This window comes from Streptomyces sp. NBC_01012, assembly GCF_045162755.1.
Lineage (GTDB): Bacteria > Actinomycetota > Actinomycetes > Streptomycetales > Streptomycetaceae > Streptomyces.
The window spans coordinates 4,708,893-4,733,928 of record NZ_CP108688.1; the positions used below are offsets into that span (position 1 = coordinate 4,708,893).

Genomic DNA, 25,036 nt, shown 5'->3' on the forward strand with positions numbered 1-25,036 from the left:
GTGGCTTGTCGCGGACACGACCATTCCCCCACCCGTGAGAGATCACTTCCGCATCACGGAGTTCCGGGGAGGCCTGTGTGTTTGTCCAGCAACTCGAACCCGTAGCCGATTCGCTCGGCCTGTCCGCTCTTGTCGCATCCCTGCCACTGGTGACCGTGCTGGTGCTGCTCGGCGCCGTCCGTATGAAGGCTCACCGTGCCGGACTCATCGGGCTCGCCGTCGCCGTGCTCGTCGGCTGGCTGGCGTTCGGCATGCCCGTCGGGCAGACCCTGTCCGCGGGTGTGCAAGGCGTCCTCTTCGGGCTCTTCCCCATCATGTGGATCGTCGTCAACGCCCTCTGGGTGTACCGGATGACGGTGCGCTCCCAGCACTTCGACATCCTGCGGCGCTCCTTCGGCCGGGTCTCCGACGACCCCCGCATCCAGGCGCTGGTCATCGCCTTCTGCTTCGGTGCGCTCCTGGAGGCACTGGCCGGTTTCGGCGCACCCGTCGCGATCTGCTCCGTCATGCTCGTCGCGCTCGGCTTCGACCCGGTGAAGGCCGCCGTCGTCTCGCTGGTCGCCAACACCGCGCCCGTCGCCTTCGGCGCCATGGGCACACCCGTGGTGACGCTTGCCCAGGTCACCGGTCTGCCGCTGGACGACGTCGCCACGGTCGTCGGCCGCCAGACGCCGCTGCTCGCACTCGTCGTCCCGCTGATCCTGGTCTTCCTCGTCGACGGCAAACGAGGCCTGCGCGAGACCTGGCCGCCCGCGCTCGTCTGCGGGGTGGCCTTCGCCGTCGCACAGTTCACCGCGTCCAACTTCGTCTCCGCGCAGCTCGCCGACATCGCGGCCGCTCTGGTCGGCGCGGGCGCGCTGATCGCCGTTCCCGGCGCCCGTAAGCCGGCCGGCGAACCCGTACGCGCCGCCGTGCTCACCGGCGTACGCAGCGAGGACCTGGACCAGGAGGACCCGCGCCGCGAGGTGCTGCGTGCCTACGCCCCGTACGCGTTGATCGTCGTGGTGTTCTCGGTCGCCCAGATCCCACCCGTCAAGCGGCTCCTGGACAAGGCGACCCAGGTCTTCGACTGGCCGTTCCTCGATGTCCGGGGGCCCGACGGCGAACCGGTCGGCGCCAATGTGTTCTCCCTGCCGCTGGTCAGTACGGGCGGCACGCTCGTCCTGGTCGCCGGGCTGATCACCGCCGTCGTCATCGGCGTACGGGCGGGTGCCGCGGTGCGGGAGTGGGGGGCCACCGTGCACGAGCTGCGCTACGCGATCCTCACCGTGACGTCCGTGCTCGCGCTCGCCTATGTCATGAATCTGTCCGGCCAGGCCGCCACCATCGGCCAGTCCGTCGCCGCGGCGGGTGCCGGACTCGCCTTCCTCTCCCCGGTGCTCGGCTGGTTCGGTGTCGCCGTGTCCGGATCCGACACCTCGGCCAACGCCCTCTTCGGCGCCCTCCAGGTGTCCGCCGCACGGGAGTCCGGCCTCTCGCCCGAGCTCCTCGCCTCCGCCAACAGCTCCGGGGGAGTGCTGGGCAAGATGATCTCCCCGCAGAATCTGACGATCGCCTGCGCGGCCGTGGGCCTCGCCGGACGCGAGGGCGATCTGCTGCGCAAGGTCCTGCCGTGGAGCCTCGGCCTGCTGCTGGTGATGTGCCTGATCGTGATGGCCCAGAGCACGGTGGTGCTGGGCTGGACGCTCCCCTGACCCGGCGCCCCGGGACGCCGGGTAGTTTGGGCGGTCCGTAAAGATCCCAGGAGGACCGTCCGTGGTGGCTGACCTGTCGCAGCTCGTGAAGGCGTACGACGTGCGCGGAGTCGTACCCGACCAGTGGGACGAGGCGCTCGCCGAACTGTTCGGCGCCGCTTTCGTCCAGGTCACCGACGCGGACGCGATCGTGGTCGGCCACGACATGCGGCCGTCGTCGCCCGGCCTGGCCGCCGCCTTCGCCCGCGGCGCGACGGGGCGCGGCGCCGACGTGACCCTCATCGGGCTCTGCTCGACGGACCAGCTGTACTACGCGTCCGGGGCGCTGGACCTGCCCGGGGCGATGTTCACGGCCTCGCACAATCCGGCGCGGTACAACGGCATCAAGCTGTGCCGCGCCGGGGCCGCACCCGTGGGGCAGGACACCGGCCTGACCGAGATCCGGACGCTGGTCGAGCAGTGGTCGGAGCAGGGCCTCCCCGCCGCAGACGCCACCACCCCGGGCACGGTCACCGAGCGCGACACCCTCGGCGACTACGCCGCGCACCTCCTGGGCCTCGTCGACCTCTCCGGGATCCGGCCGCTCAAGGTCGTCGTGGACGCCGGCAACGGCATGGGCGGCCACACCGTCCCCACCGTCTTCGCGGGCCTGCCCCTCGACCTCGTACCCATGTACTTCGAGCTCGACGGCACCTTCCCGAACCACGAGGCCAACCCACTCGACCCGAAGAACATCGTCGACCTCCAGGCCCGTGTCCTCGCCGAGGGAGCCGACCTCGGCCTCGCCTTCGACGGCGACGCGGACCGCTGCTTCGTCGTCGACGAGCGCGGCGACGGCGTGTCCCCGTCCGCGATCACGGGGCTGGTCGCCGCCCGTGAGCTGGCACGCAACGGTGGCGAAGGCACCGTCATCCACAACCTGATCACCTCCTGGTCGGTCCCCGAAGTCGTACGCGAGAACGGCGGAACCCCCGTCCGTACCCGTGTGGGCCACTCCTTCATCAAGGCCGAGATGGCCGACCACGGCGCGATCTTCGGCGGCGAGCACTCCGCGCACTACTACTTCCGCGACTTCTGGAACGCCGACACCGGCATGCTCGCCGCCCTCCACGTCCTCGCCGCACTCGGCGGCCAGGACGGCCCGCTCTCCGGACTCCTCGACCGGTACGACCGCTACTCGGACTCCGGCGAGATCAACTCCACCGTGGCCGACCAGGCGGGCCGGCTGGCGGCGATCAGGGCGGCCTACGCCGACCGCGACGACGTACGGTTCGACGAACTCGACGGGCTCACCGTGACGGCCACCGACTGGTGGTTCAACCTCCGTGCCTCCAACACCGAGCCGCTGCTGCGCCTGAACGTCGAGGCGCGGGACGAGGCGACCATGACGGCGGTACGCGACGAGGTCCTCGCACGCGTCCGCGCATGACGCCCGCCGACGCATGCCCTGCAGGGCGGGGCCTGCCGGGCCGCGACCCCCTCGGCCCAGCGGTAGGCTGACCACGCCCCTGGCTCCGCGGGCCCGCACCTCGGCCCGGACGGATCCGCACCGCATGCCCGAAGGGACCCACCCCATGCCGCTCGAAGCCGGCCTTCTGGAGATCCTCGCCTGCCCGGCCTGCCACGCCGAGCTCGACGACAGGTCCGCGGCCGAAAGCCCCGAGCTGGTCTGCACCGGCACGGACTGCGGTCTCGCCTACCCGGTGCGGGACGGCATCCCGGTGCTCCTGGTCGACGAGGCCCGCCGCCCCGCGTAATCGCACCCTGATCAGCACGGTGATCGGAGGCCCACCACCATGCTCGACGAGTCGCTGCTCGACGCACCGGAAGCCCTGGCCCGAGCAGACAGGCGAGACCTGCTGCGCGGCGCGGCCGAGGCCGGAGCCCGCGTCCGCACGGCCACCCGGCACGCCGCCGAGGCGGGAATCGGCAACCTGGCACCCGAGGGCAGGCCCCGCGCCGTCCTCGTCGCGGGGCCCGGCACGGCTGCCTCCGGCGTCGCCGACCTGATCGGAGCCCTCGCGGGCGCCTCCGCCCCGGTCACCGGGATCCGCCCCACCGGGGTCGCGGCCGCCGCCGGCGCGCTGCGCTGGGCCCTGCCCGGCTGGGCCGGATCCGTGGACCTGCTGCTCATCGCGACGGCCGACGGCACCGAACCCGGCCTCGCGCTGCTCGCCGAACAGGCCTACCGGCGGGGCTGCACCATCGTCGCCGTCGCACCCGTCAGGTCCCCGTTGCGTGAAGCCGTCGAGGGGGCCCACGGGCTCGTCGTCCCCATGGCGGCAGCCCCGCACGGCGAGTACGACGCGGAGACCTCCGCGGCCGGCCCGGGCACCCTCTGGGCCCTGCTCACCCCGCTGCTCGCCCTGCTGGACCGGGTCGGCCTCATCGACGCGCCCACGGAAACGCTGCGGAAGGTCGCCGACCGTCTCGACCGCACCGCGGAGCGCTGCGGACCGGCCATCGCCACGTACAGCAACCCGGCCAAGACCCTTGCCTCGGAGCTCGCCGACAGCCTGCCCCTCATCTGGACGGAGGGCGAGGCGGCGGGCCCCGTCGGGCGCCGCTTCGCCGCCGTCCTCGCCGAGCTCGCGGGCCGCCCCGCACTCGTGGCCGAGCTGCCGGAAGCGCTGCCCTCCCACGGGGGACTGCTCGCCGGAGCGTTCGCGGCGGGGGGCGACCCCGACGACTTCTTCCGGGACCGGGTGGACGAGCCCGAAGCCATGCGGGCCCGTGTCGTCCTGCTCCGTGACCGGCCCACCGGCGGCCTGACCGCGAGCCCGGCCGCCCGCGAACTGGCCCTGAGCCACGACACCGCCATCAGCGAGCTCGAACCCGAGGAGGGCAGCGAGCTCGAAGCCCTCGCCGAACTCCTCGCAGTCACCGACTTCGCCGCCGTCTACGCTTCTCTGGCCTCCGACAACCGGGCCTGAGGGCCCGCCACCCCCTGGGCGCCCACGCCCCGCGCATCCCACGAGGACACATCTCCATGGACCGGCTCTCCAACACCGTGCGCCCCTACGCCTGGGGGTCCACCACGGCCATCCCCGAGCTGCTCGGCACAGCCCCGACCGGCGAACCGCAGGCCGAGATGTGGATGGGCGCCCACCCAGGAGCCCCTTCACGCCTCACCCGCCCGGCCGGGGCGGTCACTTCGGGGGCGGCCGGGGCGGGTGCCGAGGGCACTTCCGGCTCCGGCGCCGGGGAGCGGTCCCTCACGGATGTCATCGCTGCCGACCCCGAACGCGAACTCGGCGCCGCGGCCGTCCGCGCCTTCGGCCCCCGCCTCCCCTTCCTGCTCAAGCTGCTCGCCGCCGGCGGTCCGCTGTCGCTCCAGGTCCACCCCGACCTCGCACAGGCACAGCAGGGCTACGCGGACGAGGAGCGCCGGGGCATCCCGATCGACGCACCGCACCGCACGTACAAGGACGCCAACCACAAGCCCGAGCTGATCTGCGCGCTCACGCCCTTCGACGGGCTGTGCGGCTTCCGCAGGCCCGCCGACGCCGCGGCCCTGATAGGCGCCCTCGGCGTGGACTCCCTCAAGCCGTACGTCGACCTGCTCGGTGCCCGCCCCGACGAGGCGGCCCTGCGCGAGGTCCTCACCGCGGTCCTCACCGCGGACCCCGACGACATGGCGCACACGGTCGCCGAAGCGGCAGAGGCCGCCGGACGGCTCGGCGGCGCCCACGCCCCGTACGCCCAGATCGCCCACCACTACCCCGGTGACCCGGGCGTCATCGCGGCCATGCTGCTGAACTACGTACAACTCCAGCCCGGTGAGGCCATGTTCCTCGGCGCCGGCGTCCCGCACGCCTACCTCGGCGGCCTGGGCGTCGAGATCATGGCCAACTCCGACAACGTGCTGCGGTGCGGCCTCACCCCCAAGCACGTCGACGTCCCCGAGCTGCTCCGCATCGTCCGCTTCGAGGCGACCGAGCCCGCCATCCTGCGCCCCGAGGCCGCACCCACCGGTGAAGAGGTGTACGAGACGCCGGTCGACGAATTCCGGCTGTCGCGCTACGTCCTGCCGGCCGGTGGCGCCCCCGTCGACCTCACTGCGGGCACCGCGCAGATCCTGCTCTGCACCGCCGGCGCCCCACAGGCGGGCGAGATCGGACTCGCACCCGGCCAATCCGTGTTCGTCCCGGCGGATGAAACGGTCGAAGTGACCGGTACCGGAACGCTTTTCCGCGCGACCGTCCTGGTCTGACGTACCGTCCGCGTCAGCGGCTGCAACAATGTCCGGCCGTAACGCGGCGCCCGTGTCGCAGCACTGAGGAAGGGACACCAGTCACCCATGAGCGCGTCAGGCGGAACCAAGGCGATCGTGGCGGCACTAGCCGCCAACCTCGCGATCGCAGTGGCCAAATTCGTGGCGTTCCTCTTCAGTGGCTCCTCGTCGATGCTGGCGGAGAGCGTCCACTCACTGGCCGACTCGGGCAACCAGGGACTCCTGCTGCTCGGCGGCAAGAAGGCCCAGCGGGAGGCGACGCCCCAGCACCCCTTCGGCTACGGGCGTGAGCGCTACATCTACGCATTCCTCGTCTCCATCGTGCTGTTCTCGGTCGGTGGCATGTTCGCGATCTACGAGGGCTACGAGAAGATCAAGCACCCGCACGAGATCGAGGCCTGGTACTGGCCCGTCGGAGTGCTGGTCTTCGCGATCATCGCCGAGGGCTTCTCCTTCCGTACGGCCATCGCGGAGTCCAACCAGACCCGGGGCAAGCTGTCCTGGACGCAGTTCATCCGCCGCGCCAAGGCGCCCGAGCTCCCCGTCGTCCTCCTGGAGGACTTCGGCGCCCTCATCGGCCTTGTCCTGGCCCTCGCCGGCGTCGGTCTGGCACTGGGCACCGGCAACGGTGTGTGGGACGGCATCGGCACCCTGTGCATCGGCATCCTGCTGATCGTGATCGCGATCGTCCTCGCCGCGGAGACGAAATCGCTGCTGCTCGGTGAGGCCGCCGGGATCGAGGACGTCGAGAAGATCCAGGCCTCGCTCGTCGACGGCGACACCGTCACCCGCGTCATCCACATGCGTACGCTCCACCTCGGCCCGGAAGAACTGCTGGTGGCGGCCAAGATCGCGGTGCGGGCCGAGGAGTCGGCCGCCGAGGTCGCGGAGGCGATCAACGCCGCCGAGAACCGGATCCGCGAGGCCGTCCCGATCGCCCGGGTCATCTATCTCGAACCCGACATCTACGACGAGGCGGCTGCCGCGGCGGGCACCAACCCGGGCAAGACCCCGGGCGGCCCCGGTCCCGACGCCGGACCCGACGCCGGCACCGAGTCCGATGGCGGCACCGACCCCGATGCCGGACCCGATGCCGACTCCGGTCCCGACGCCGACCCCGCGTCCCCTGGCGGCTCACCGGTGGGATCCGGCCACTGACCCGCTGAGGATCAGCCCCGAACGGCCCGGTGTCCCACGCCGTCACGCAGGCGGGCTGGGGCTCACTGGGCCGTTCGGTGTAAGTTCGGAGGGAGTACCAGACGTCGCTGCTGATGGCGGTCGATCGGCCCGCGCGAGCGGACCGGCCGAGGGAGAGAGGGCCTCCGACGGACTGCACTGCGGATCGCCCGGGCATTCGTGTGCCCATGGCCGCCGCAGAGCCATCCAGCCCACCCTCGACCCACCACGAGGAGCAGCCCGTTATGACGACGGCCGCCAACCGCCAGGACTTCAAGGTCGCCGACCTCTCCCTCGCCGCCTTCGGGCGCAAGGAGATCACCCTCGCCGAGCACGAGATGCCCGGCCTGATGTCGATCCGCAAGGAGTACACCGCCGCCCAGCCGCTGGCCGGCGCCCGGATCACCGGCTCCCTGCACATGACCGTGCAGACCGCCGTGCTCATCGAGACCCTGGTCGCCCTGGGCGCCGAGGTCCGCTGGGCCTCCTGCAACATCTACTCGACGCAGGACCACGCGGCCGCAGCCATCGCGGTCGGCCCGAACGGGACCCCCGACGCCCCCGCCGGCGTTCCGGTCTACGCCTGGAAGGGCGAGACCCTGGCGGAGTACTGGTGGTGCACGGAGCAGGCGCTGACCTGGCCGAACACCCCCACCGGCGGCCCGAACATGATCCTCGACGACGGTGGCGACGCCACCCTCCTCGTCCACAAGGGCGTCGAGTTCGAGAAGGCCGGGAAGGCCCCGGACCCCTCGACCGCGGACAGCGAGGAGTACGCGTACATCCTCACCCTGCTGAACCGCACGCTCGGTGAGTCCCCGCAGAAGTGGACCCAGCTGGCGTCCGAGATCCGCGGCGTGACCGAGGAGACCACCACCGGTGTGCACCGGCTGTACGAGATGCACCGCGACGGCACCCTCCTTTTCCCGGCGATCAACGTCAACGACGCGGTCACCAAGTCGAAGTTCGACAACAAGTACGGCTGCCGCCACTCGCTGATCGACGGCATCAACCGCGCCACCGACGTCCTCATCGGCGGCAAGACCGCCGTCGTCTGCGGCTACGGCGACGTGGGCAAGGGCTGCGCGGAGTCCCTCCGCGGCCAGGGTGCCCGGGTGATCATCACGGAGATCGACCCGATCTGCGCCCTCCAGGCCGCGATGGACGGCTACCAGGTCACGACGCTGGACGACGTGGTGGAGACCGCGGACATCTTCGTCACGACGACGGGCAACAAGGACATCATCATGGCGTCCGACATGGCCCGGATGAAGCACCAGGCCATCGTCGGCAACATCGGCCACTTCGACAACGAGATCGACATGGCCGGCCTGGCGAAGATCGACGGCATCGTCAAGGACGAGGTCAAGCCGCAGGTCCACACCTGGACGTTCGCCGACGGCAAGGTCCTCATCGTGCTGTCCGAGGGCCGTCTGCTGAACCTCGGCAACGCCACCGGTCACCCCTCGTTCGTCATGTCCAACTCGTTCGCGGACCAGACCCTGGCCCAGATCGAGCTGTTCACGAAGCCCGAGGCGTACCCCACCGACGTCTACGTGCTGCCGAAGCACCTGGACGAGAAGGTCGCCCGCCTCCACCTCGACGCGCTGGGAGTGAAGCTCACGTCCCTGCGTCAGGAGCAGGCCGACTACATCGGCGTCCCGGTCGAAGGCCCGTACAAGTCCGACCTCTACCGCTACTGAGCCGGCCGTCGGCCACCGGCCGGCGCAGCTCTCAGCAGCAGGTCCGAGTGCAGGCCCCCGCACCCCCGTGTCGGGGGCCTGCCCCGTACCGCACCCGCACAGCCCGAGGAACCCGAAGGACCCCATGCCGCGCGGCCGTTATTCGATCCACGATGTCCACGACCACACCCCCATCGGCGAAGAACACTTCCACTGCGCACCCGGCCCGTCCGGCTGGCGCTATGTCTCCCAGACCACGGCCCCCACGGGCGCCCAACTGGGTTCCGTCGATCTGGCGCTGGACGAACTCGGCCGCCCCATCCGTCTCGAACTGCACGCCGCGAGCTGGCAGATCCGCGGTGCCGCCCTCGACGGGGTCACCTGGGTACGGACCGACCCCACCGGCACTCATGCCACCGAAGGCAATGTCCGAGCCCACACCTTCTCCGGCACGTCCCCCGCTTTCCTCGTCGCCACCGCCCGGCTCCTTCGCCTCACCCCCGCTTCCCCCGCGACCCGCGTCCGTCTGGTCACCTTCACGGACCCGGTTCTCGCCCCCCGCACCGTGGACCAGTCCTGGTCCCTGCTGAACAGTGAAGCGCACACCACTGACAACGGGCCCCTGATCGTGGACGAGTACCAGGTCAACGCCCTGGACACCGGTGACCAGCACGCCGTGCACATCGCGGGTGACGTGGTGCTGGCGGCGCCGGGCATCGAGCTCGAGCACCTCGAATCCCCGCCTTCGGCCATGCCTTCGCCCATGCCCCCGGTGGCAGACGGGACTTGAGCCCGGTCGCCACTCCGTTGCCTTGCAGGGGTGGTGGCCCACCTGGAGGTGCGAGAGGCTGATCCACCACAGTGGACCTTCAGCACGCGGGGGCTATGAACTCATGCCAGTACCGGGGAACCAGCGGCTACCAGTGGCCGGTGCGTACGACATCGACCCGTCCGCATCGACAGTCCGTTTCGACACCCGCGCCATGTTCGGATTGGTCCCGGTCCGGGGCACCTTCACCATCAGCCACGGCCGGATCACCGTCACCGAACTCGCGGAGGAGCTGTCGGTGCACGTCGTGATGGAGGCGGCCGGCTTCGACTCCGGCAACCAGAAGCGTGACGACCACGTCAGGTCGGCGGACTACTTGGATGTGGCCCGGCATCCCGAGATCGACTTCCTGAGCCGAAGGCTGGAGCGATCCGAGGCGGAAGCCACCTTGCAGGGGGACCTGACCGTGTGCGGGGTGACCCGGCCGGTCGCCATCACGCTGGACACCGTCACCGAGGACGAGAAGCGGATCACGGCCGTCGGCACCGCCACGGTCGACAGGTACGCCTTCGGCGTCACCAAGGCCAAGGGCATGACGGGCAGATACCTGAAGTTCACCCTGGAGGTCGTGGCCAACCGCTGACCTCGGGCCCAGGGGTGCGAAGAAGCCTCAGGCGGGCGGGGCGAAGCCGGTCGTGGGCTGCGCCGGGCCTTGTCGCCGGCTCTCGCCTTGTCCCTGACTCTCCGGGCCGGTCACGGGCACTTCACCCAGGCCGGTCACGGGCACTTCACCCGGGCCGGTCACGGGCACTTCACCCGGGCCGGCCACAGGTACCCCGCTCAGGAGGCTGCGGCCCGCAACCGAGGCCACCCGCCGCACGTCCCGCGCCTGTCGCTCGTTCAGCACGGCCGCCAGATAGGCAGCCGCCGGAACGCCCGGCGGCGCCGGAACTCCCGTATGCGCGACGAGATCCGTGGCCAGGCGCTCGGCCATGGACCCGCGCACCGTGGCGTCGAGCTGGTTCATCCGCATCAGGTACTGCCGCACGGCCAGCCAGAGCTCTTCAGGAACGCCCGACAGGTCCAGCTGCGAGAAGCGCCCCACGAGCCAGGGCGGGGGCGGTGGCACGGCGTGAGCCCGCCCGGCGGAGACCCGCTCGCGTACGACGAGCGTTCCGGCGAACACATCACCGAGCCGGCGGCCGCGGGCGGACACCAGAGAGGCGATACAGCCCACGACTCCGAACGTGCCCAGAATCTCGACCAACCCCATAGCCCCCCGCACGAGTGCGTGCCGGAAGCGGATCGGCCCGCCGTCGTCCCGCACCACACGCAGACCGCAGGCCAGCTTTCCGAGGGAACGCCCCTGGCTGAGCGTCTCGACCGCGACCGGCCCGCCCACCAGAATCAGAAGGAACGAGGCAACGGCGACCGCAGCCGCCGCGGCCTCGTCGAGCGTCACGGTCGCCACGGCCAGACCTATGGACAGCAGTACGAACACGGTCAGGAGCGCCGCAAGATCGATGGTGATCGCCAACGCCCGGCTGGGGAGCCTCGCCGGCTGCAACCCCAGTACGACCGCGTCTCCGGTCACGAGTTCATTCATCGCCACCCACCACCCCTCGCCGCTCTTCCCTGCCCCTCAGGACCACAGTCTGCCAAGCTGACACGCGGCGCACCGCCGTAGTACGGACCCGTACGCACCATGCCTGGAGCAGCAGCCGCCCATGGACCTCGACGTCTTCGTGACCACCCACCGCAACGAGTGGGACCGCCTGGACCATCTTCTGCACCGCGGGCGCAGCCTGACAGGTGAGGAAGCGGACGAACTCGTCACCCTGTACCAGCGCACGGCCACCCATCTGTCCTTGATCCAGTCCAGCGCCCCGGACCCACTGCTGACGGCTCGCCTCACGCAACTCGTGGCCCGCGCGCGCTCGACCGTGACGGGGACCCGTCGCGCTTCGTGGCGTGACGCCGCACGCTTCCTGACCGCCGGCTTTCCCGCCGCCGTCTACCGCTCGCGGCACTGGTGGATTCCCACGGCGGTGCTCTCCACACTGCTGGCTGCCGTGATGGGCTGGTGGATCGGTACGCATCCGGAGGTCCAGGCGTCGATAGCAGCACCGGAAGACCTGCGCGCGCTGACCATGCCGGGCGGTGAGTACGAGACGTACTACTCCAGTCATCCGGCCGCCTCCTTCGCCGCCCAGGTCTGGACGAACAACGCTCAGGCGGCGGCCATGTGCCTGGTGCTGGGGGCGTTCCTCTGCATACCGGTGATCTGGATCCTCTTCGCCAACGTGCTCAACCTCGCGGTGGGCATCGGCCTGATGTCCTCGGCCGGCCGGCTGGACACCTTCCTCGGGCTCATCCTGCCGCACGGCCTGCTCGAACTCACCGCCGTCTTTGTCGCAGCGGGTACGGGACTACGACTCGGCTGGACGGTCATCGACCCGGGCCCGCGCACCCGGCGTTCGGCACTGGCTCAGCAGGGGCGCGCCGCGCTCGGCATGGCCATCGGCCTGGCACTGGTCCTGTTCGTCTCCGGCGTCATCGAAGGCTTCGTCACCCCCTCGGGGCTTCCCACCTGGGCCCGCATGGCCATCGGCATCGGTGCTGAGCTGGCCTTTCTCGCCTATGTCTACGTTCTCGGGGGCAGGGCCGCCCGTGAAGGTGGCGTCGGCGACGTCGAGGCCGCGGAGCGCAGCGCGGAGCTGCCGGCGGCGGCCTGAGGGCCGATGTGCATGGCGGATCGCTGACCTGCTAGCCTTCTTGTCGCCCGCAAAGACTGTTGACACGGTCTATGGGGAGAGGTAGATTTTAACGGTTCCAACGAGTTGGACAGCTCGCTCGGGAACGTCTAAAGTTCATCTCGCTCGTGCAGAGGATTTGGTCCTCGCAGAGCCGATCGATTCTTCTCTTTCAAGCAAAAGGCCCGGGTTCGCCTCGGCCGAATTGCTTCTGATAAAGTCGAGTCAGCCGAAAGGCAAAGGCCACTCCACAGGCCACCGGAATCAAATTCGGACCGGAAACGGAATGAAAAAGAGTCTGGTAAAGTTGGAAACGCCGAAAGGGAAACGCGAAAGCGAAGAACTGGAACGCGAAACAGTGAGATCCCGCTTCGGCCGGGAATCGGACACGAAAGAGTCTGATAGAGTCGGAAACGCAAGAACACGAAGGGAAGCGCCCGGAGGGGCCCGGTGAAACGGGACCGAAGGAAGCGTCCGTTCCTTGAGAACTCAACAGCGTGCCAAAAGTCAACGCCAGATATGTTGATACCCCGGCCTGTTTCGGCAGGTTGGTGGTTCCTTTGAAAAGTCCTACCGGTCCTTCGGGTCGGGTAGGCAACAACAGCGAGGACGCTGTGAACGACCGGTCTTATTCCGACTTGGTTGTTCCGCTCTCGTGTTGTGATCCCGATTACGGGAAAACATTCACGGAGAGTTTGATCCTGGCTCAGGACGAACGCTGGCGGCGTGCTTAACACATGCAAGTCGAACGATGAAGCCTTTCGGGGTGGATTAGTGGCGAACGGGTGAGTAACACGTGGGCAATCTGCCCTTCACTCTGGGACAAGCCCTGGAAACGGGGTCTAATACCGGATAACACTCTGTCCCGCATGGGACGGGGTTAAAAGCTCCGGCGGTGAAGGATGAGCCCGCGGCCTATCAGCTTGTTGGTGGGGTGATGGCCTACCAAGGCGACGACGGGTAGCCGGCCTGAGAGGGCGACCGGCCACACTGGGACTGAGACACGGCCCAGACTCCTACGGGAGGCAGCAGTGGGGAATATTGCACAATGGGCGAAAGCCTGATGCAGCGACGCCGCGTGAGGGATGACGGCCTTCGGGTTGTAAACCTCTTTCAGCAGGGAAGAAGCGAAAGTGACGGTACCTGCAGAAGAAGCGCCGGCTAACTACGTGCCAGCAGCCGCGGTAATACGTAGGGCGCAAGCGTTGTCCGGAATTATTGGGCGTAAAGAGCTCGTAGGCGGCTTGTCACGTCGGATGTGAAAGCCCGGGGCTTAACCCCGGGTCTGCATTCGATACGGGCTAGCTAGAGTGTGGTAGGGGAGATCGGAATTCCTGGTGTAGCGGTGAAATGCGCAGATATCAGGAGGAACACCGGTGGCGAAGGCGGATCTCTGGGCCATTACTGACGCTGAGGAGCGAAAGCGTGGGGAGCGAACAGGATTAGATACCCTGGTAGTCCACGCCGTAAACGTTGGGAACTAGGTGTTGGCGACATTCCACGTCGTCGGTGCCGCAGCTAACGCATTAAGTTCCCCGCCTGGGGAGTACGGCCGCAAGGCTAAAACTCAAAGGAATTGACGGGGGCCCGCACAAGCAGCGGAGCATGTGGCTTAATTCGACGCAACGCGAAGAACCTTACCAAGGCTTGACATATACCGGAAAGCATCAGAGATGGTGCCCCCCTTGTGGTCGGTATACAGGTGGTGCATGGCTGTCGTCAGCTCGTGTCGTGAGATGTTGGGTTAAGTCCCGCAACGAGCGCAACCCTTGTTCTGTGTTGCCAGCATGCCTTTCGGGGTGATGGGGACTCACAGGAGACTGCCGGGGTCAACTCGGAGGAAGGTGGGGACGACGTCAAGTCATCATGCCCCTTATGTCTTGGGCTGCACACGTGCTACAATGGCCGGTACAATGAGCTGCGATGCCGCGAGGCGGAGCGAATCTCAAAAAGCCGGTCTCAGTTCGGATTGGGGTCTGCAACTCGACCCCATGAAGTCGGAGTTGCTAGTAATCGCAGATCAGCATTGCTGCGGTGAATACGTTCCCGGGCCTTGTACACACCGCCCGTCACGTCACGAAAGTCGGTAACACCCGAAGCCGGTGGCCCAACCCCTTGTGGGAGGGAGCTGTCGAAGGTGGGACTGGCGATTGGGACGAAGTCGTAACAAGGTAGCCGTACCGGAAGGTGCGGCTGGATCACCTCCTTTCTAAGGAGCACTTCTTACCAGGTTCGCTTGGTCAGAGGCCAGTACACCGGCGAATGTTCGGTGCTGGTTGCTCATGGGTGGAACGTTGACTATTCGGCACGGTGAGCTTGTTGTGTGAGTACTGCTTCGGCGTGGAAAGCGGAACAAGTTGATCGGGTCGGGCACGCTGTTGGGTATCTGAAGGTACGGGCTTGTTTGAGTCTGTTCCTTTGGTTGCCGGTCCCAGTGAACTCGCCTGTAAGGGTGGGGTGGTGGGTGGCTGGTCGTTGTTTGAGAACTGCACAGTGGACGCGAGCATCTGTGGCCAAGTTTTTAAGGGCGCACGGTGGATGCCTTGGCACCAGGAACCGATGAAGGACGTGGGAGGCCACGATAGTCCCCGGGGAGCTGTCAACCAAGCTTTGATCCGGGGGTTTCCGAATGGGGAAACCCGGCAGTCGTCATGGGCTGTCACCCGCTGCTGAACACATAGGCAGTGTGGAGGGAACGAGGGGAAGTGAAACATCTCAGTACCCTCAGGAAGAGAAAACAACCGTGATTCCGGGAGTAGTGGCGAGCGAAACTGGATGAGGCCAAACCGTATGCGTGTGATACCCGGCAGGGGTTGCGCATGCGGGGTTGTGGGATCTCTTTTTCATAGTCTGCCGGCTGTGAGACGAGTCAGAAACCGTTGATGTAGGCGAAGGACATGCGAAAGGTCCGGCGTAGAGGGTAAGACCCCCGTAGCTGAAACATTGACGGCTCGTTTGAGAGACACCCAAGTAGCACGGGGCCCGAGAAATCCCGTGTGAATCTGGCGGGACCACCCGCTAAGCCTAAATATTCCCTGGTGACCGATAGCGGATAGTACCGTGAGGGAATGGTGAAAAGTACCGCGGGAGCGGAGTGAAATAGTACCTGAAACCGTGTGCCTACAAGCCGTGGGAGCGTCGCTGTGTGTGCTTGCACATGCAGTCGTGACTGCGTGCCTTTTGAAGAATGAGCCTGCGAGTTAGCGGTGTGTAGCGAGGTTAACCCGTGTGGGGAAGCCGTAGCGAAAGCGAGTCCGAATAGGGCGTTTGAGTTGCACGCTCTAGACCCGAAGCGGAGTGATCTAGCCATGGGCAGGTTGAAGCGGAGGTAAGACTTCGTGGAGGACCGAACCCACCAGGGTTGAAAACCTGGGGGATGACCTGTGGTTAGGGGTGAAAGGCCAATCAAACTCCGTGATAGCTGGTTCTCCCCGAAATGCATTTAGGTGCAGCGTCGTGTGTTTCTTGCCGGAGGTAGAGCACTGGATAGGCGATGGGCCCTACCGGGTTACTGACCTTAGCCAAACTCCGAATGCCGGTAAGTGAGAGCGCGGCAGTGAGACTGTGGGGGATAAGCTCCATGGTCGAGAGGGAAACAGCCCAGAGCATCGACTAAGGCCCCTAAGCGTACGCTAAGTGGGAAAGGATGTGGAGTCGCAGAGACAACCAGGAGGTTGGCTTAGAAGCAGCCATCCTTGAAAGAGTGCGTAATAGCTCACTGGTCAAGTGATTCCGCGCCGACAATGTAGCGGGGCTCAAGCGTACCGCCGAAGTCGTGTCATTCCAGCACATACCTCTAACGGGGGCTGGGATGGGTAGGGGAGCGTCGTGTGCCGGGTGAAGCAGCCGTGGAAGCGAGTTGTGGACGGTTCACGAGTGAGAATGCAGGCATGAGTAGCGATACACACGTGAGAAACGTGTGCGCCGATTGACTAAGGGTTCCTGGGTCAAGCTGATCTGCCCAGGGTAAGTCGGGACCTAAGGCGAGGCCGACAGGCGTAGTCGATGGACAACCGGTTGATATTCCGGTACCCGCTTTGAAACGCCCAGTACTGAATCAGGCGATGCTAAGTCCGTGAAGCCGGCCTGATCTCTTCGGAGTTGAGGGTAGTGGTGGAGCCGATGAACCAGACTTGTAGTAGGTAAGCGATGGGGTGACGCAGGAAGGTAGTCCAGCCCGGGCGGTGGTTGTCCCGGGGTAAGGGTGTAGGACGCACGGTAGGTAAATCCGTCGTGCATATAGTCTGAGACCTGATGCCGAGCCGATTGTGGTGAAGTGGATGATCCTATGCTGTCGAGAAAAGCCTCTAGCGAGTTTCATGGCGGCCCGTACCCTAAACCGACTCAGGTAGTCAGGTAGAGAATACCGAGGCGTTCGGGTGAACTATGGTTAAGGAACTCGGCAAAATGCCCCCGTAACTTCGGGAGAAGGGGGCCATTTCTGGTGATCCGATTTACTCGGTGAGCTGGGGGTGGCCGCAGAGACCAGCGAGAAGCGACTGTTTACTAAAAACACAGGTCCGTGCGAAGCCGTAAGGCGATGTATACGGACTGACGCCTGCCCGGTGCTGGAACGTTAAGGGGACCGGTTAGTGCACTTTCGGGTGTGCGAAGCTGAGAACTTAAGCGCCAGTAAACGGCGGTGGTAACTATAACCATCCTAAGGTAGCGAAATTCCTTGTCGGGTAAGTTCCGACCTGCACGAATGGCGTAACGACTTCTCGACTGTCTCAACCATAGGCCCGGTGAAATTGCACTACGAGTAAAGATGCTCGTTTCGCGCAGCAGGACGGAAAGACCCCGGGACCTTTACTATAGTTTGATATTGGTGTTCGGTTCGGCTTGTGTAGGATAGGTGGGAGACTTTGAAGCGGCCACGCCAGTGGTTGTGGAGTCGTCGTTGAAATACCACTCTGGTCGTGCTGGATGTCTAACCTGGGTCCGTGATCCGGATCAGGGACAGTGTCTGATGGGTAGTTTAACTGGGGCGGTTGCCTCCTAAAGAGTAACGGAGGCGCCCAAAGGTTCCCTCAGCCTGGTTGGCAATCAGGTGTTGAGTGTAAGTGCACAAGGGAGCTTGACTGTGAGACCGACGGGTCGAGCAGGGACGAAAGTCGGGACTAGTGATCCGGCAGTGGCTTGTGGAAGCGCTGTCGCTCAACGGATAAAAGGTACCCCGGGGATAACAGGCTGATCTTCCCCAAGAGTCCATATCGACGGGATGGTTTGGCACCTCGATGTCGGCTCGTCGCATCCTGGGGCTGGAGTCGGTCCCAAGGGTTGGGCTGTTCGCCCATTAAAGCGGTACGCGAGCTGGGTTTAGAACGTCGTGAGACAGTTCGGTCCCTATCCGCTGTGCGCGTAGGAATATTGAGAAGGGCTGTCCCTAGTACGAGAGGACCGGGACGGACGAACCTCTGGTGTGCCAGTTGTTCTGCCAAGGGCATGGCTGGTTGGCTACGTTCGGAAAGGATAACCGCTGAAAGCATCTAAGCGGGAAGCCTGCTTCGAGATGAGTATTCCCACCCTCTTGAAGGGTTAAGGCTCCCAGTAGACGACTGGGTTGATAGGCCAGATGTGGAAGCCCGGTAACGGGTGGAGCTGACTGGTACTAATAGGCCGAGGGCTTGTCCTCAGTTGCTCGCGTCCACTGTGTTGGTTCTGAAATAACGAACTGCCGTGTTGCTGCGTCTTTTTAGATGCGCCCGGTGTTGGTTAATTTCATAGTGTTTCGGTGGTCATTGCGTTAGGGAAACGCCCGGTTACATTCCGAACCCGGAAGCTAAGCCTTTCAGCGCCGATGGTACTGCAGGGGGGACCCTGTGGGAGAGTAGGACGCCGCCGAACTATTATTCCGGGAAAGCCCCGTGCCCTTGTGGCACGGGGCTTTTCTGCGTTCTGAGCATCTGAGCGTCCGGTAATGCAGGGCCGGCCAAGCTCGGCCCTGTCTCTTTACCCCTCTCTACAGCCGGCCGGCCGCCTTCAGGGCAAGGTAGGCGTCGGCCAGTGCGGGTGCGAGGTCGTTGGGGGCGGCGTCGACGACCGTGACGCCATGACGCCGGAGCTGGTCCGCGGTGCGGCGGCGTTGTGCCTGAGCCTGAGTGCCGGCGGCGGCTTCGTAGATCGCGTCCACTGTGCCCCGTGCCTGGGCCATTGCTTCGACGTGAGGGTCGGCGACTGCTGCGACCAGAACCGTGTGGCGTCGGGTGAGCTCCGGCAGGACCGGCAGGAGACCCTCTTCGATGGGCGCGGCGTCCAGACCCGTGAACAGGACAATGAGCGAACGGCGCGGGGCATGTGACAGTGCGGCTGTGCTGAGGCCGTGGGCGTCGGTCTCCACCAACTCGGATTCCAGGGTGGCCAGAGTGCTGACGACCGTCGACAGGAGGTCCCCGCCCGCTGTCCTGCCCCGTACCTGCGCTCGGACACGCCGGTCGTAAGCCATCAGGTTCACGCGGTCGCCCGCGCGGGTGGCGAGGGCCGTGAGGAGCAGTGTCGCGTCCATCGCGGCGTCGAGTCGAGGGACATCGCCCACCCGGCTTGCTGAAGTGCGGCCGGTGTCGAGGACGATGAGGATGTGGCGGTCGCGCTCGGGGCGCCAGGTGCGCACGGCGACCGCGGACTGGCGTGCGGTGGCTCGCCAGTCGATGGATCGGGTGTCGTCCCCCGGAACGTAGGCACGCAGGCTGTCGAACTCGGTGCCTTCTCCGCGTGTGAGCACACTGGTCCGGCCGTCGAGCTCTCGCAACCGGGCGAGGCGCGACGGCAGATGCTTCCGGCTGGTGAAGGGCGGCAGTACCCGGACCGTCCAGGGCACGCGATGGGATCCCTGCCGGGTCGCGAGCCCGAGGGGGCCGAACGACCGGACAGTGACGCGGTCGGCCTCGCGGTCGCCACGCCGTGACGGGCGTAGGAGCGTGGTGAGACGGCGGCGCCCTCCGGCCGGTACCTCGAACTGGTGCCGGGACGAGGCCTGTTCGGCCTCCGATGTCCAGCTGCTGGGGGGCCAGGCGTCACGGATGTGGGCGCGGAGCCGGCGCCGGGACGGACTGGTCACAGTGAGTTGCACTGATGCGGTGTCACCGAGTCGAACGGATGTGTCACCGGATCGGGTGAAGTGGAGCGTACGCACTGGCGCGGCCAGGGCGTAGTCGCACAGAATTGCCAGTGAGAGCGGGACATCGACCGCGAGCAGGCCCGTCCAGCTGGGGGCCAGGATGCCTACGGGGAGTGACCCCAACGCCGCTACCAGAGCGGCACGTCCGGTGAGGGCCATGGTCACCTCCTCACCGGGGGACGGGGACGTGAGCGAGAACCGAGGTGATGACGGAGTCCGCGGTGACTCCCTCCATTTCGGCTTCGGGCCTCAGCTGGATGCGATGACGAAGTGTGGGCAGAGCGAGAGCTTTCACATCGTCCGGGATGACGTAGTCCCGTCCTGTGAGCCAGGCCCACGCCCGTGCGGTGGAGAGCAGTGCGGTGGCTCCTCGGGGGGAGGCGCCGAGAGTGAGCGAGGGGGAATCACGCGTGGCACGACAGATATCCACGACATAGGCGGCGATCTCGGGAGAGACCGAGGTCTTGGCGACTGCGGCGCGCGCCGCTTCCAGGTGGGCGGGGCCTGCCACGGGCTGGATGCCCGCGGCCTTGAGGTCGCGAGGGTTGAACCCGTCCGCATGGCGAGTGAGCACGTTGATCTCGTCCTCGCGTGAGGGCAGGGGGACTGTCAGCTTGAGGAGGAAGCGGTCCAACTGGGCCTCGGGCAGGGGGTAGGTGCCCTCGTATTCCACCGGGTTCTGGGTGGCCGCCACCAGGAAGGGGTCGGGCAGCGGGCGGGGCGTCCCGTCGATGGTGACCTGACGTTCCTCCATGGCCTCCAGCAAGGAGGACTGCGTCTTGGGAGGGGTTCGGTTGATCTCGTCGGCGAGCAGGAGATGGGTGAACACCGGTCCGGGCTGGAAGGAGAACTCGGCGGTGCGGGCGTCATAGACGAGCGAGCCCGTGACATCGCTCGGCATCAGGTCGGGCGTGAACTGCACGCGTTTGGTGTCCAGTTCGAGGGAGGCGGCAAGTGCGCGGACCAGCAGGGTCTTCGCTACCCCGGGTACACCCTCCAGGAGGACATGACCGCGACAGAGGAGCGCGACGACCAGTCCGGTCACGGCCGGGTCCTGGCCGACCACGGCCTTGGCGATCTCGGAGCGCAGAGCCTCCAGGGATGCGCGGGCGCTGTCGGAGTTCACGGGGGCTGCAGGGGCCCCTGCAGCCCCCGTGAACTCGCCGGTCTCCGGGGTCGGGGCGCTCATGAAGTGCGTACCTCTCTTTCGAGGGCGTCGAGTTGATCGGTCAGAAGGATCAGTGCGGCGTCATCGGCCGGTGGCGGGCCGAAGAGGAGGGCGGTGGCGTCGGTGCCCGGGGTGCTGAGGCGCGCGGCGACGGCGGGCACGAGCACAGCGGGGGAGTCGGTGTCGCGGGGAGACACACCGAGGAGGGGGGAGATGCGGTTCCGCGTGGCGGAGCGCAGTGCGGCTGCGGCACGGTCGCGGGCGTCGGACTTGCGGTAGAGACGGGCCCGGCCTTCGGTGGATTCGGAGGCACGGATGGCCACCGGCAGTCGCTCGGTGACCAGCGGGCCGAAGCGGCGGCCACGCCACATGGCGGCGAGTACGGCTGCGAGGGCCAGTTGGAGGGTGCCCCAGAGCCAGCCCGAGGGGATGAGGGCGATGAAGCCGCTCTCTCCTCCGGATCCGTTGTCACCGCTGTCGCCCCCGCCGGATGTGCCGCCTTCGGCGGCGGAGGGATCGTCGAGTGAGGGGAGGTACCAGACGAGATGCGGGCGGGAACCGAGGAGTTGCAGGCCCAGCGAGGCGTTGCCCTGCTGGTCGAGACGGTCGTTGTAGAGGATGTCGGGGGAGCCGAGCAGCACGGTGTCGCCGGCTGCCTGTCCCGGCACGACGAGGAGGGAGGCGAGTCCGTGGTCCGGGTAGCAGGCGGTGGCCTCGCGTACGTCCGTGCCGTAGTGGATACCGCCCATATCGGTGGCGCCTGCGGTGCGGGCCGCGGGGAGTTCGCAGCGTGGCGGGCGCGTGGTCACCGGGCCGTGGGACTTCTGGTGCACGCCGGGAGCGAGCCGGGCGACGGAAGGGCCACCGGGGGCGACGAGTACGAAACGGCCCGCGGAGTCCGCGGTCGTCGTGCGGAGGCGCCGCTGCTGGTGGGCGGTGAGCATGTTGGGCCCGGTGACGAGCAGGGTGGTGTCGGGGCCTGCCACACCGGCGGCCTCGTCGAGGGTCGTGGCGACATCGATGGATATCCCGCGCTCCTTGAGGAGTTCGGCGACCGCCCGGCTGCCGTACGGGTCCGCGGAGCGGGGATCGAGCCGGCCGTGCTGGCCGCCGGAGCGGAAGGCTGCGATGGCGACACCCGCGACGACGAGGATGAGGGCGGCGAACAGCAGACCCCGGACGCGCTGCCAGATCTGGTGGGGGCTGCGGGACTCCGATGTGACGGGACCGGCCGCTGCGGCGGTCATCCGGCGGTCTCCCGTGCCGCGCCGGTGGCGGCCGGCGATGGCTTGGTGGCCTCAAGGTCCAGGTCGAGTGTGCGCAGGGTCAGGTACGCGGCCTCGTCGGCTGTGCGGCCCCCGTATGTGACCTCGTCGAAGACCCGGGCGGCGGCGTGGAGCCGGGCGGCGTGTGCGGGCATCAGCAGGCCCGCCTCGGAGGCCGCCTCGTCAGCGGTCCGGCCGGGGCGCGGGGTGAGCACGGCCCGGTCCTCGAGGGCGCGTACGAGGGCACGCATCCGTTCCTGGACGGCTTCGGTCCAGCGTCGGGCCTCGGCGTGTGCGGCGGCTGTGGTGCGGTGGTCGGTCGCGCTGCGCGCGGTGTCACCGAAGAGGGTCTCCGTCATGTGGGCGGTGCGCCGCGGTGTGCCGAGCCTCCACCACAGGGCGGCCCCCAGTCCGATGACGACCAGGACGAGTACGACGAGCCCGAGCGGGCCGCCGGGGGCGGCTCCTGCGGCGCCGGCGAAGAGGTCGCCGATCCAGTCCCAGAAGCGGTCGAGGCCGCGTTCCAGGAGGTTCGGATCGTGTTCGTGGTACATCGGGTCGGACAGTTCGTCCCGTGCCGCTTCACGGGCGGGGACGCGTGAGGTGTCCACGGGTATGTCCCCGCCCGCCAGGATGTGCCGTGCCGCTGCGGTGGTGCCCCCCGCCCCCGTCACCGCATCAGCCCCTGGGGGTGTCGTAGCCGGGCACGCCCGCGGCCCGGGCGAGTTCGAGGTCGAGGGCCTCACGACGGATGCGCTGGTCGATGTAGAGCAGGGCCATCACGCCGGCGGTGAAGGGGTAGGCGAGCGTCGAGATGATGACATCGCCGATGCCCGTGATGACGAGGAAGGGCCAGCCGAAGTTCGTCGAGCTGCTGTTGAGAAACTCGCTCAGACTGTCGCTGTCCACGGTCACGGCGATGACGCCGAACGGGATCGTGATGATCAAAGTGAGCACGATGACCAGCAGGTAGCTGAGAGCCAGGATGCCGAACGTCCGCCACCAGCTGCCGTTGACCAGCTTGGCGGACCGGCGCAGCGAGGTGAGTACGGGCTGCCGTTCCAGCATCAGCGCCGGCGCCGCGAGAGTGAAGCGGACCATGAGCCACAGGACGACCGCGCAGCCGGCGAGGAAGCCGAGGACGGTCAGGGCGAGCCCGCCCCCACCGCTGCCCAGGGCCAGGCCGGGAAGCAGCCCCACCACCATGATCGCGATGCTCATCAGGCCCAGCAGAAGCGTCAGCCCGAGCAGCGGAAGGAGCCGGGGCCGTGCCTCGGACCAGGCCTCGGAGAGTGTCACACCCCGGCCCAGCACGGAGCGGCTGATCACCACGGTGAGGACCGAGGTCGTGATGAGGGTGGCGATCAACGCGATGAGCGTGCTGGGGGCGGTGTTGAGCAGCTGGGACTGCGCCGAGTCGGTGGCCTGGCGGAGGGCCTCCGCCCCGGTGGCGTTCGGGTCGACCGACTTCTGCTCGGGCAGGAGATAGCGCTCCACGAGAATGATCACGATCTCGGCGATCACGGAGACGGTGAGGCTGATACCCAGGACCGTGCGCCAGTGGGTGCGCATCGTGGACACCGCGCCGTCGAGGATCTCGCCGACGCCCAGGGGGCGCAGCGGGATGACGCCGGGCTTGGCGGCCATCGGTCGGCCGCCCCATCCGGGGCCCGGAGGCATGCCGCCCCAGCCCGGGGCCGGCGGTGGTGCGCCCGGGCCTGCGCCGGGGGCGCTCGGCGGGTACCACTGTCCCGGCGGCGGCTGCGCGGGAGACCACTGTCCGGCCTGCCCGCCGCCGTCGACGGGGGAGGAGGGGTTGGGAATGCCCGTCCCCTGGTCGTCGGAGGGGGCGGATCCGGGCGAAGCCCAGCCCGGAGAGTCGTTCATCGTCGCTCCTTCACAGTCCTGCCCGCTGATCGGGGCGGCAGGTCGGCAGCCATCGTGTCACGCGCCGGTCCTGTGCGGACCTGCCCCTGTATCTGCTTCTTGCCTTCGTGTGCGGGCGGTTCAGCGGGCAGACTGGGCGGATGGCTGATCAGGATGCGCAATCGCCGGTGGGTATCGAGCCTCCGGCTCTCTCCGTGCTCCGCTGGGACGGGCCTCCGCAAGGCCCTGCGGTGGTGCTCCTCGACCAGACGCGGCTGCCTGCCGAGGAGGTCGAGCTGGTGTGCGCCGATGTGCCGGCGCTGGTGCGGGCGATCCGGACGCTGGCGGTGCGCGGGGCGCCTCTGCTGGGTATCGCCGGAGGTTACGGGGTGGCACTGGCCGCTGCCCTCGGTGAGGACGTGGCGCGGGCGGCGGAGCTGCTGGAGCGGGCGCGGCCCACCGCGGTGAATCTCGGATACGGCGCGCGGCGGGTGGCACGGGCGTACGAGGCGGCGGTCGGCAGAGGGGCGGGCTCCGAGGAGGCCGCCTCGACGGCCCTGGAGGAGGCGCGGGCTCTGCACAGGGAGGACGCGGCGGCCAGCGGCCGGATGGCGCAGTACGGTCTGGAGCTGCTCGGGGAGCTCCTGCCGGGCGGAGGCGGGCACCGGCTGCTGACCCACTGCAACACCGGGGCGCTCGTGTCGGGCGGCGCGGGTACGGCCTTCGCGGTGGCACTGCGGGCGCACCGGAAGGGCAGCCTGCGGCACCTGTGGGTGGACGAGACCCGCCCGCTGCTCCAGGGTGCACGGCTGACGGCGTACGAGGCGGGGCGGAACGGGATGCCGTACAGCGTGTTGACGGACAGTGCCGCGGGCTCGCTGTTTGCGGCGGGGGAGGTGGATGCCGTAATCATCGGGGCGGACCGCATTGCCGCGGACGGCTCGGTGGCCAACAAGGTGGGGAGCTATCCGTTGGCGGTGCTCGCGAAGTACCACCATGTGCCGTTCCTGGTCGTGGCGCCGACGACCACGGTCGATCTGGAGTCGGTGGATGGCACATCGATCGTCGTGGAGCAGCGTTCCGCGTCGGAAGTGACAGAGTTCACACCCAAGCCGGGTGCTGCGGCTGGAGGTGAAGGGGGCAGGACGGTCGTCGCGCCCCCGGGGGCCCAGGCGTACAACCCCGCATTCGACATCACGCCGTCGGAACTGGTCACGGCGATCGTCACGGAGGAGGGCGTCATTTCCCCGGTCACGGGGGTCGGACTGGCAGAGCTGTGTGCCAGGTCATCGCAGGTAACGATTAGCTAATG

17 protein-coding genes and 3 rRNA genes are annotated in these 25,036 nt (G+C 67.5%); 14 read left to right on the forward strand and 6 right to left on the reverse strand.

Annotation, left to right across the window (positions count from 1 at the left end):
• The first annotated feature begins 77 nt into the window (after positions 1-77).
• The 9 genes from OG623_RS21260 (at position 78) to OG623_RS21300 (ending at position 10,198) form a co-directional block, all read left to right on the forward strand.
• Positions 78-1,694, forward strand: coding sequence for an L-lactate permease (locus OG623_RS21260; RefSeq protein WP_406148443.1), 1,617 nt, complete (start codon positions 78-80; stop codon positions 1,692-1,694).
• 61 nt (positions 1,695-1,755) lie between these two features.
• A complete protein-coding gene (locus tag OG623_RS21265; RefSeq protein WP_406148444.1) occupies positions 1,756-3,123 on the forward strand; it encodes a phosphomannomutase/phosphoglucomutase in 1,368 nt (455 codons plus the stop codon).
• 145 nt (positions 3,124-3,268) lie between these two features.
• Positions 3,269-3,451: a Trm112 family protein gene (locus tag OG623_RS21270; RefSeq protein ID WP_406151949.1), complete on the forward strand. Its 183-nt coding sequence runs from the start codon at positions 3,269-3,271 to the stop codon at positions 3,449-3,451.
• Positions 3,452-3,490: 39 nt separating this feature from the next.
• Entirely contained in the window at positions 3,491-4,627 is a 1,137-nt protein-coding gene (locus tag OG623_RS21275; RefSeq protein WP_406148446.1) for an SIS domain-containing protein, read from the forward strand.
• 56 nt (positions 4,628-4,683) lie between these two features.
• Positions 4,684-5,907, forward strand: a complete 1,224-nt coding sequence (manA, locus tag OG623_RS21280) for a mannose-6-phosphate isomerase, class I (protein ID WP_406148447.1) — start codon at positions 4,684-4,686, stop codon at positions 5,905-5,907.
• 87 nt (positions 5,908-5,994) lie between these two features.
• Positions 5,995-7,086, forward strand: a complete 1,092-nt coding sequence (locus OG623_RS21285) for a cation diffusion facilitator family transporter (RefSeq protein ID WP_406148448.1) — start codon at positions 5,995-5,997, stop codon at positions 7,084-7,086.
• Between the two features lie 263 nt (positions 7,087-7,349).
• Positions 7,350-8,807 (forward strand): adenosylhomocysteinase, encoded by a 1,458-nt coding sequence (gene ahcY, locus OG623_RS21290; protein ID WP_406148450.1) that lies wholly within the window; start codon positions 7,350-7,352, stop codon positions 8,805-8,807.
• 124 nt (positions 8,808-8,931) lie between these two features.
• Positions 8,932-9,576 carry a hypothetical protein gene (locus OG623_RS21295; protein WP_406148451.1) on the forward strand — a complete coding sequence of 215 codons (645 nt, stop codon included), beginning with the start codon at positions 8,932-8,934 and terminating at the stop codon, positions 9,574-9,576.
• A 103-nt stretch (positions 9,577-9,679) separates the two neighbouring features.
• Positions 9,680-10,198 carry a YceI family protein gene (locus tag OG623_RS21300; protein WP_406148452.1) on the forward strand — a complete coding sequence of 173 codons (519 nt, stop codon included), beginning with the start codon at positions 9,680-9,682 and terminating at the stop codon, positions 10,196-10,198.
• 27 nt (positions 10,199-10,225) lie between these two features.
• Here OG623_RS21300 and OG623_RS21305 read toward each other — a convergent pair whose 3' ends face one another.
• Positions 10,226-11,161, reverse strand: a complete 936-nt coding sequence (locus OG623_RS21305) for an RDD family protein (RefSeq protein ID WP_406148453.1) — start codon at positions 11,159-11,161, stop codon at positions 10,226-10,228.
• A gap of 121 nt (positions 11,162-11,282) precedes the next feature.
• Between OG623_RS21305 and OG623_RS21310 the strand changes: the two genes are divergently transcribed.
• The 4 genes from OG623_RS21310 (at position 11,283) to rrf (ending at position 18,155) form a co-directional block, all read left to right on the forward strand.
• Complete coding sequence (locus OG623_RS21310; RefSeq protein WP_406148454.1) at positions 11,283-12,290, forward strand: stage II sporulation protein M; 1,008 nt, start codon at positions 11,283-11,285, stop codon at positions 12,288-12,290.
• Between the two features lie 701 nt (positions 12,291-12,991).
• A 16S ribosomal RNA gene (locus tag OG623_RS21315) occupies positions 12,992-14,517 on the forward strand.
• Positions 14,518-14,819: 302 nt separating this feature from the next.
• Positions 14,820-17,943 (forward strand): 23S ribosomal RNA (locus OG623_RS21320).
• Between the two features lie 95 nt (positions 17,944-18,038).
• Positions 18,039-18,155, forward strand: a 5S ribosomal RNA gene (gene rrf / locus OG623_RS21325).
• The 16S, 23S and 5S rRNA genes sit together here, the layout of an rRNA operon.
• Positions 18,156-18,270: 115 nt before the next feature.
• On the opposite strand, the gene OG623_RS21330 is transcribed toward rrf, so the two are convergent.
• The 5 genes from OG623_RS21330 to OG623_RS21350 are packed head-to-tail and all read right to left on the reverse strand — an operon-like array spanning position 18,271 to position 23,745.
• Positions 18,271-19,584, reverse strand: a complete 1,314-nt coding sequence (locus OG623_RS21330; protein WP_406148455.1) for a DUF58 domain-containing protein — start codon at positions 19,582-19,584, stop codon at positions 18,271-18,273.
• Between the two features lie 10 nt (positions 19,585-19,594).
• Complete coding sequence (locus OG623_RS21335; RefSeq protein ID WP_406148456.1) at positions 19,595-20,614, reverse strand: AAA family ATPase; 1,020 nt, start codon at positions 20,612-20,614, stop codon at positions 19,595-19,597.
• Entirely contained in the window at positions 20,611-21,840 is a 1,230-nt protein-coding gene (locus tag OG623_RS21340; protein WP_406148457.1) for a DUF4350 domain-containing protein, read from the reverse strand. The genes OG623_RS21335 and OG623_RS21340 overlap by 4 nt, the downstream gene beginning before the upstream one ends.
• Positions 21,837-22,532, reverse strand: a complete 696-nt coding sequence (locus OG623_RS21345; RefSeq protein ID WP_406148458.1) for a DUF4129 domain-containing protein — start codon at positions 22,530-22,532, stop codon at positions 21,837-21,839. Before OG623_RS21345 ends, OG623_RS21340 begins: the two co-directional genes overlap by 4 nt.
• Before the next feature lie 4 nt (positions 22,533-22,536).
• Positions 22,537-23,745, reverse strand: a complete 1,209-nt coding sequence (locus tag OG623_RS21350) for a glycerophosphoryl diester phosphodiesterase membrane domain-containing protein (RefSeq protein ID WP_406148460.1) — start codon at positions 23,743-23,745, stop codon at positions 22,537-22,539.
• Positions 23,746-23,885: 140 nt separating this feature from the next.
• On the opposite strand from OG623_RS21350, the gene mtnA reads away from it, so the two are divergent.
• A complete protein-coding gene (gene mtnA / locus OG623_RS21355) occupies positions 23,886-25,034 on the forward strand; it encodes an S-methyl-5-thioribose-1-phosphate isomerase (RefSeq protein WP_406148462.1) in 1,149 nt (382 codons plus the stop codon).
• The last annotated feature ends 2 nt before the right edge of the window (positions 25,035-25,036 follow it).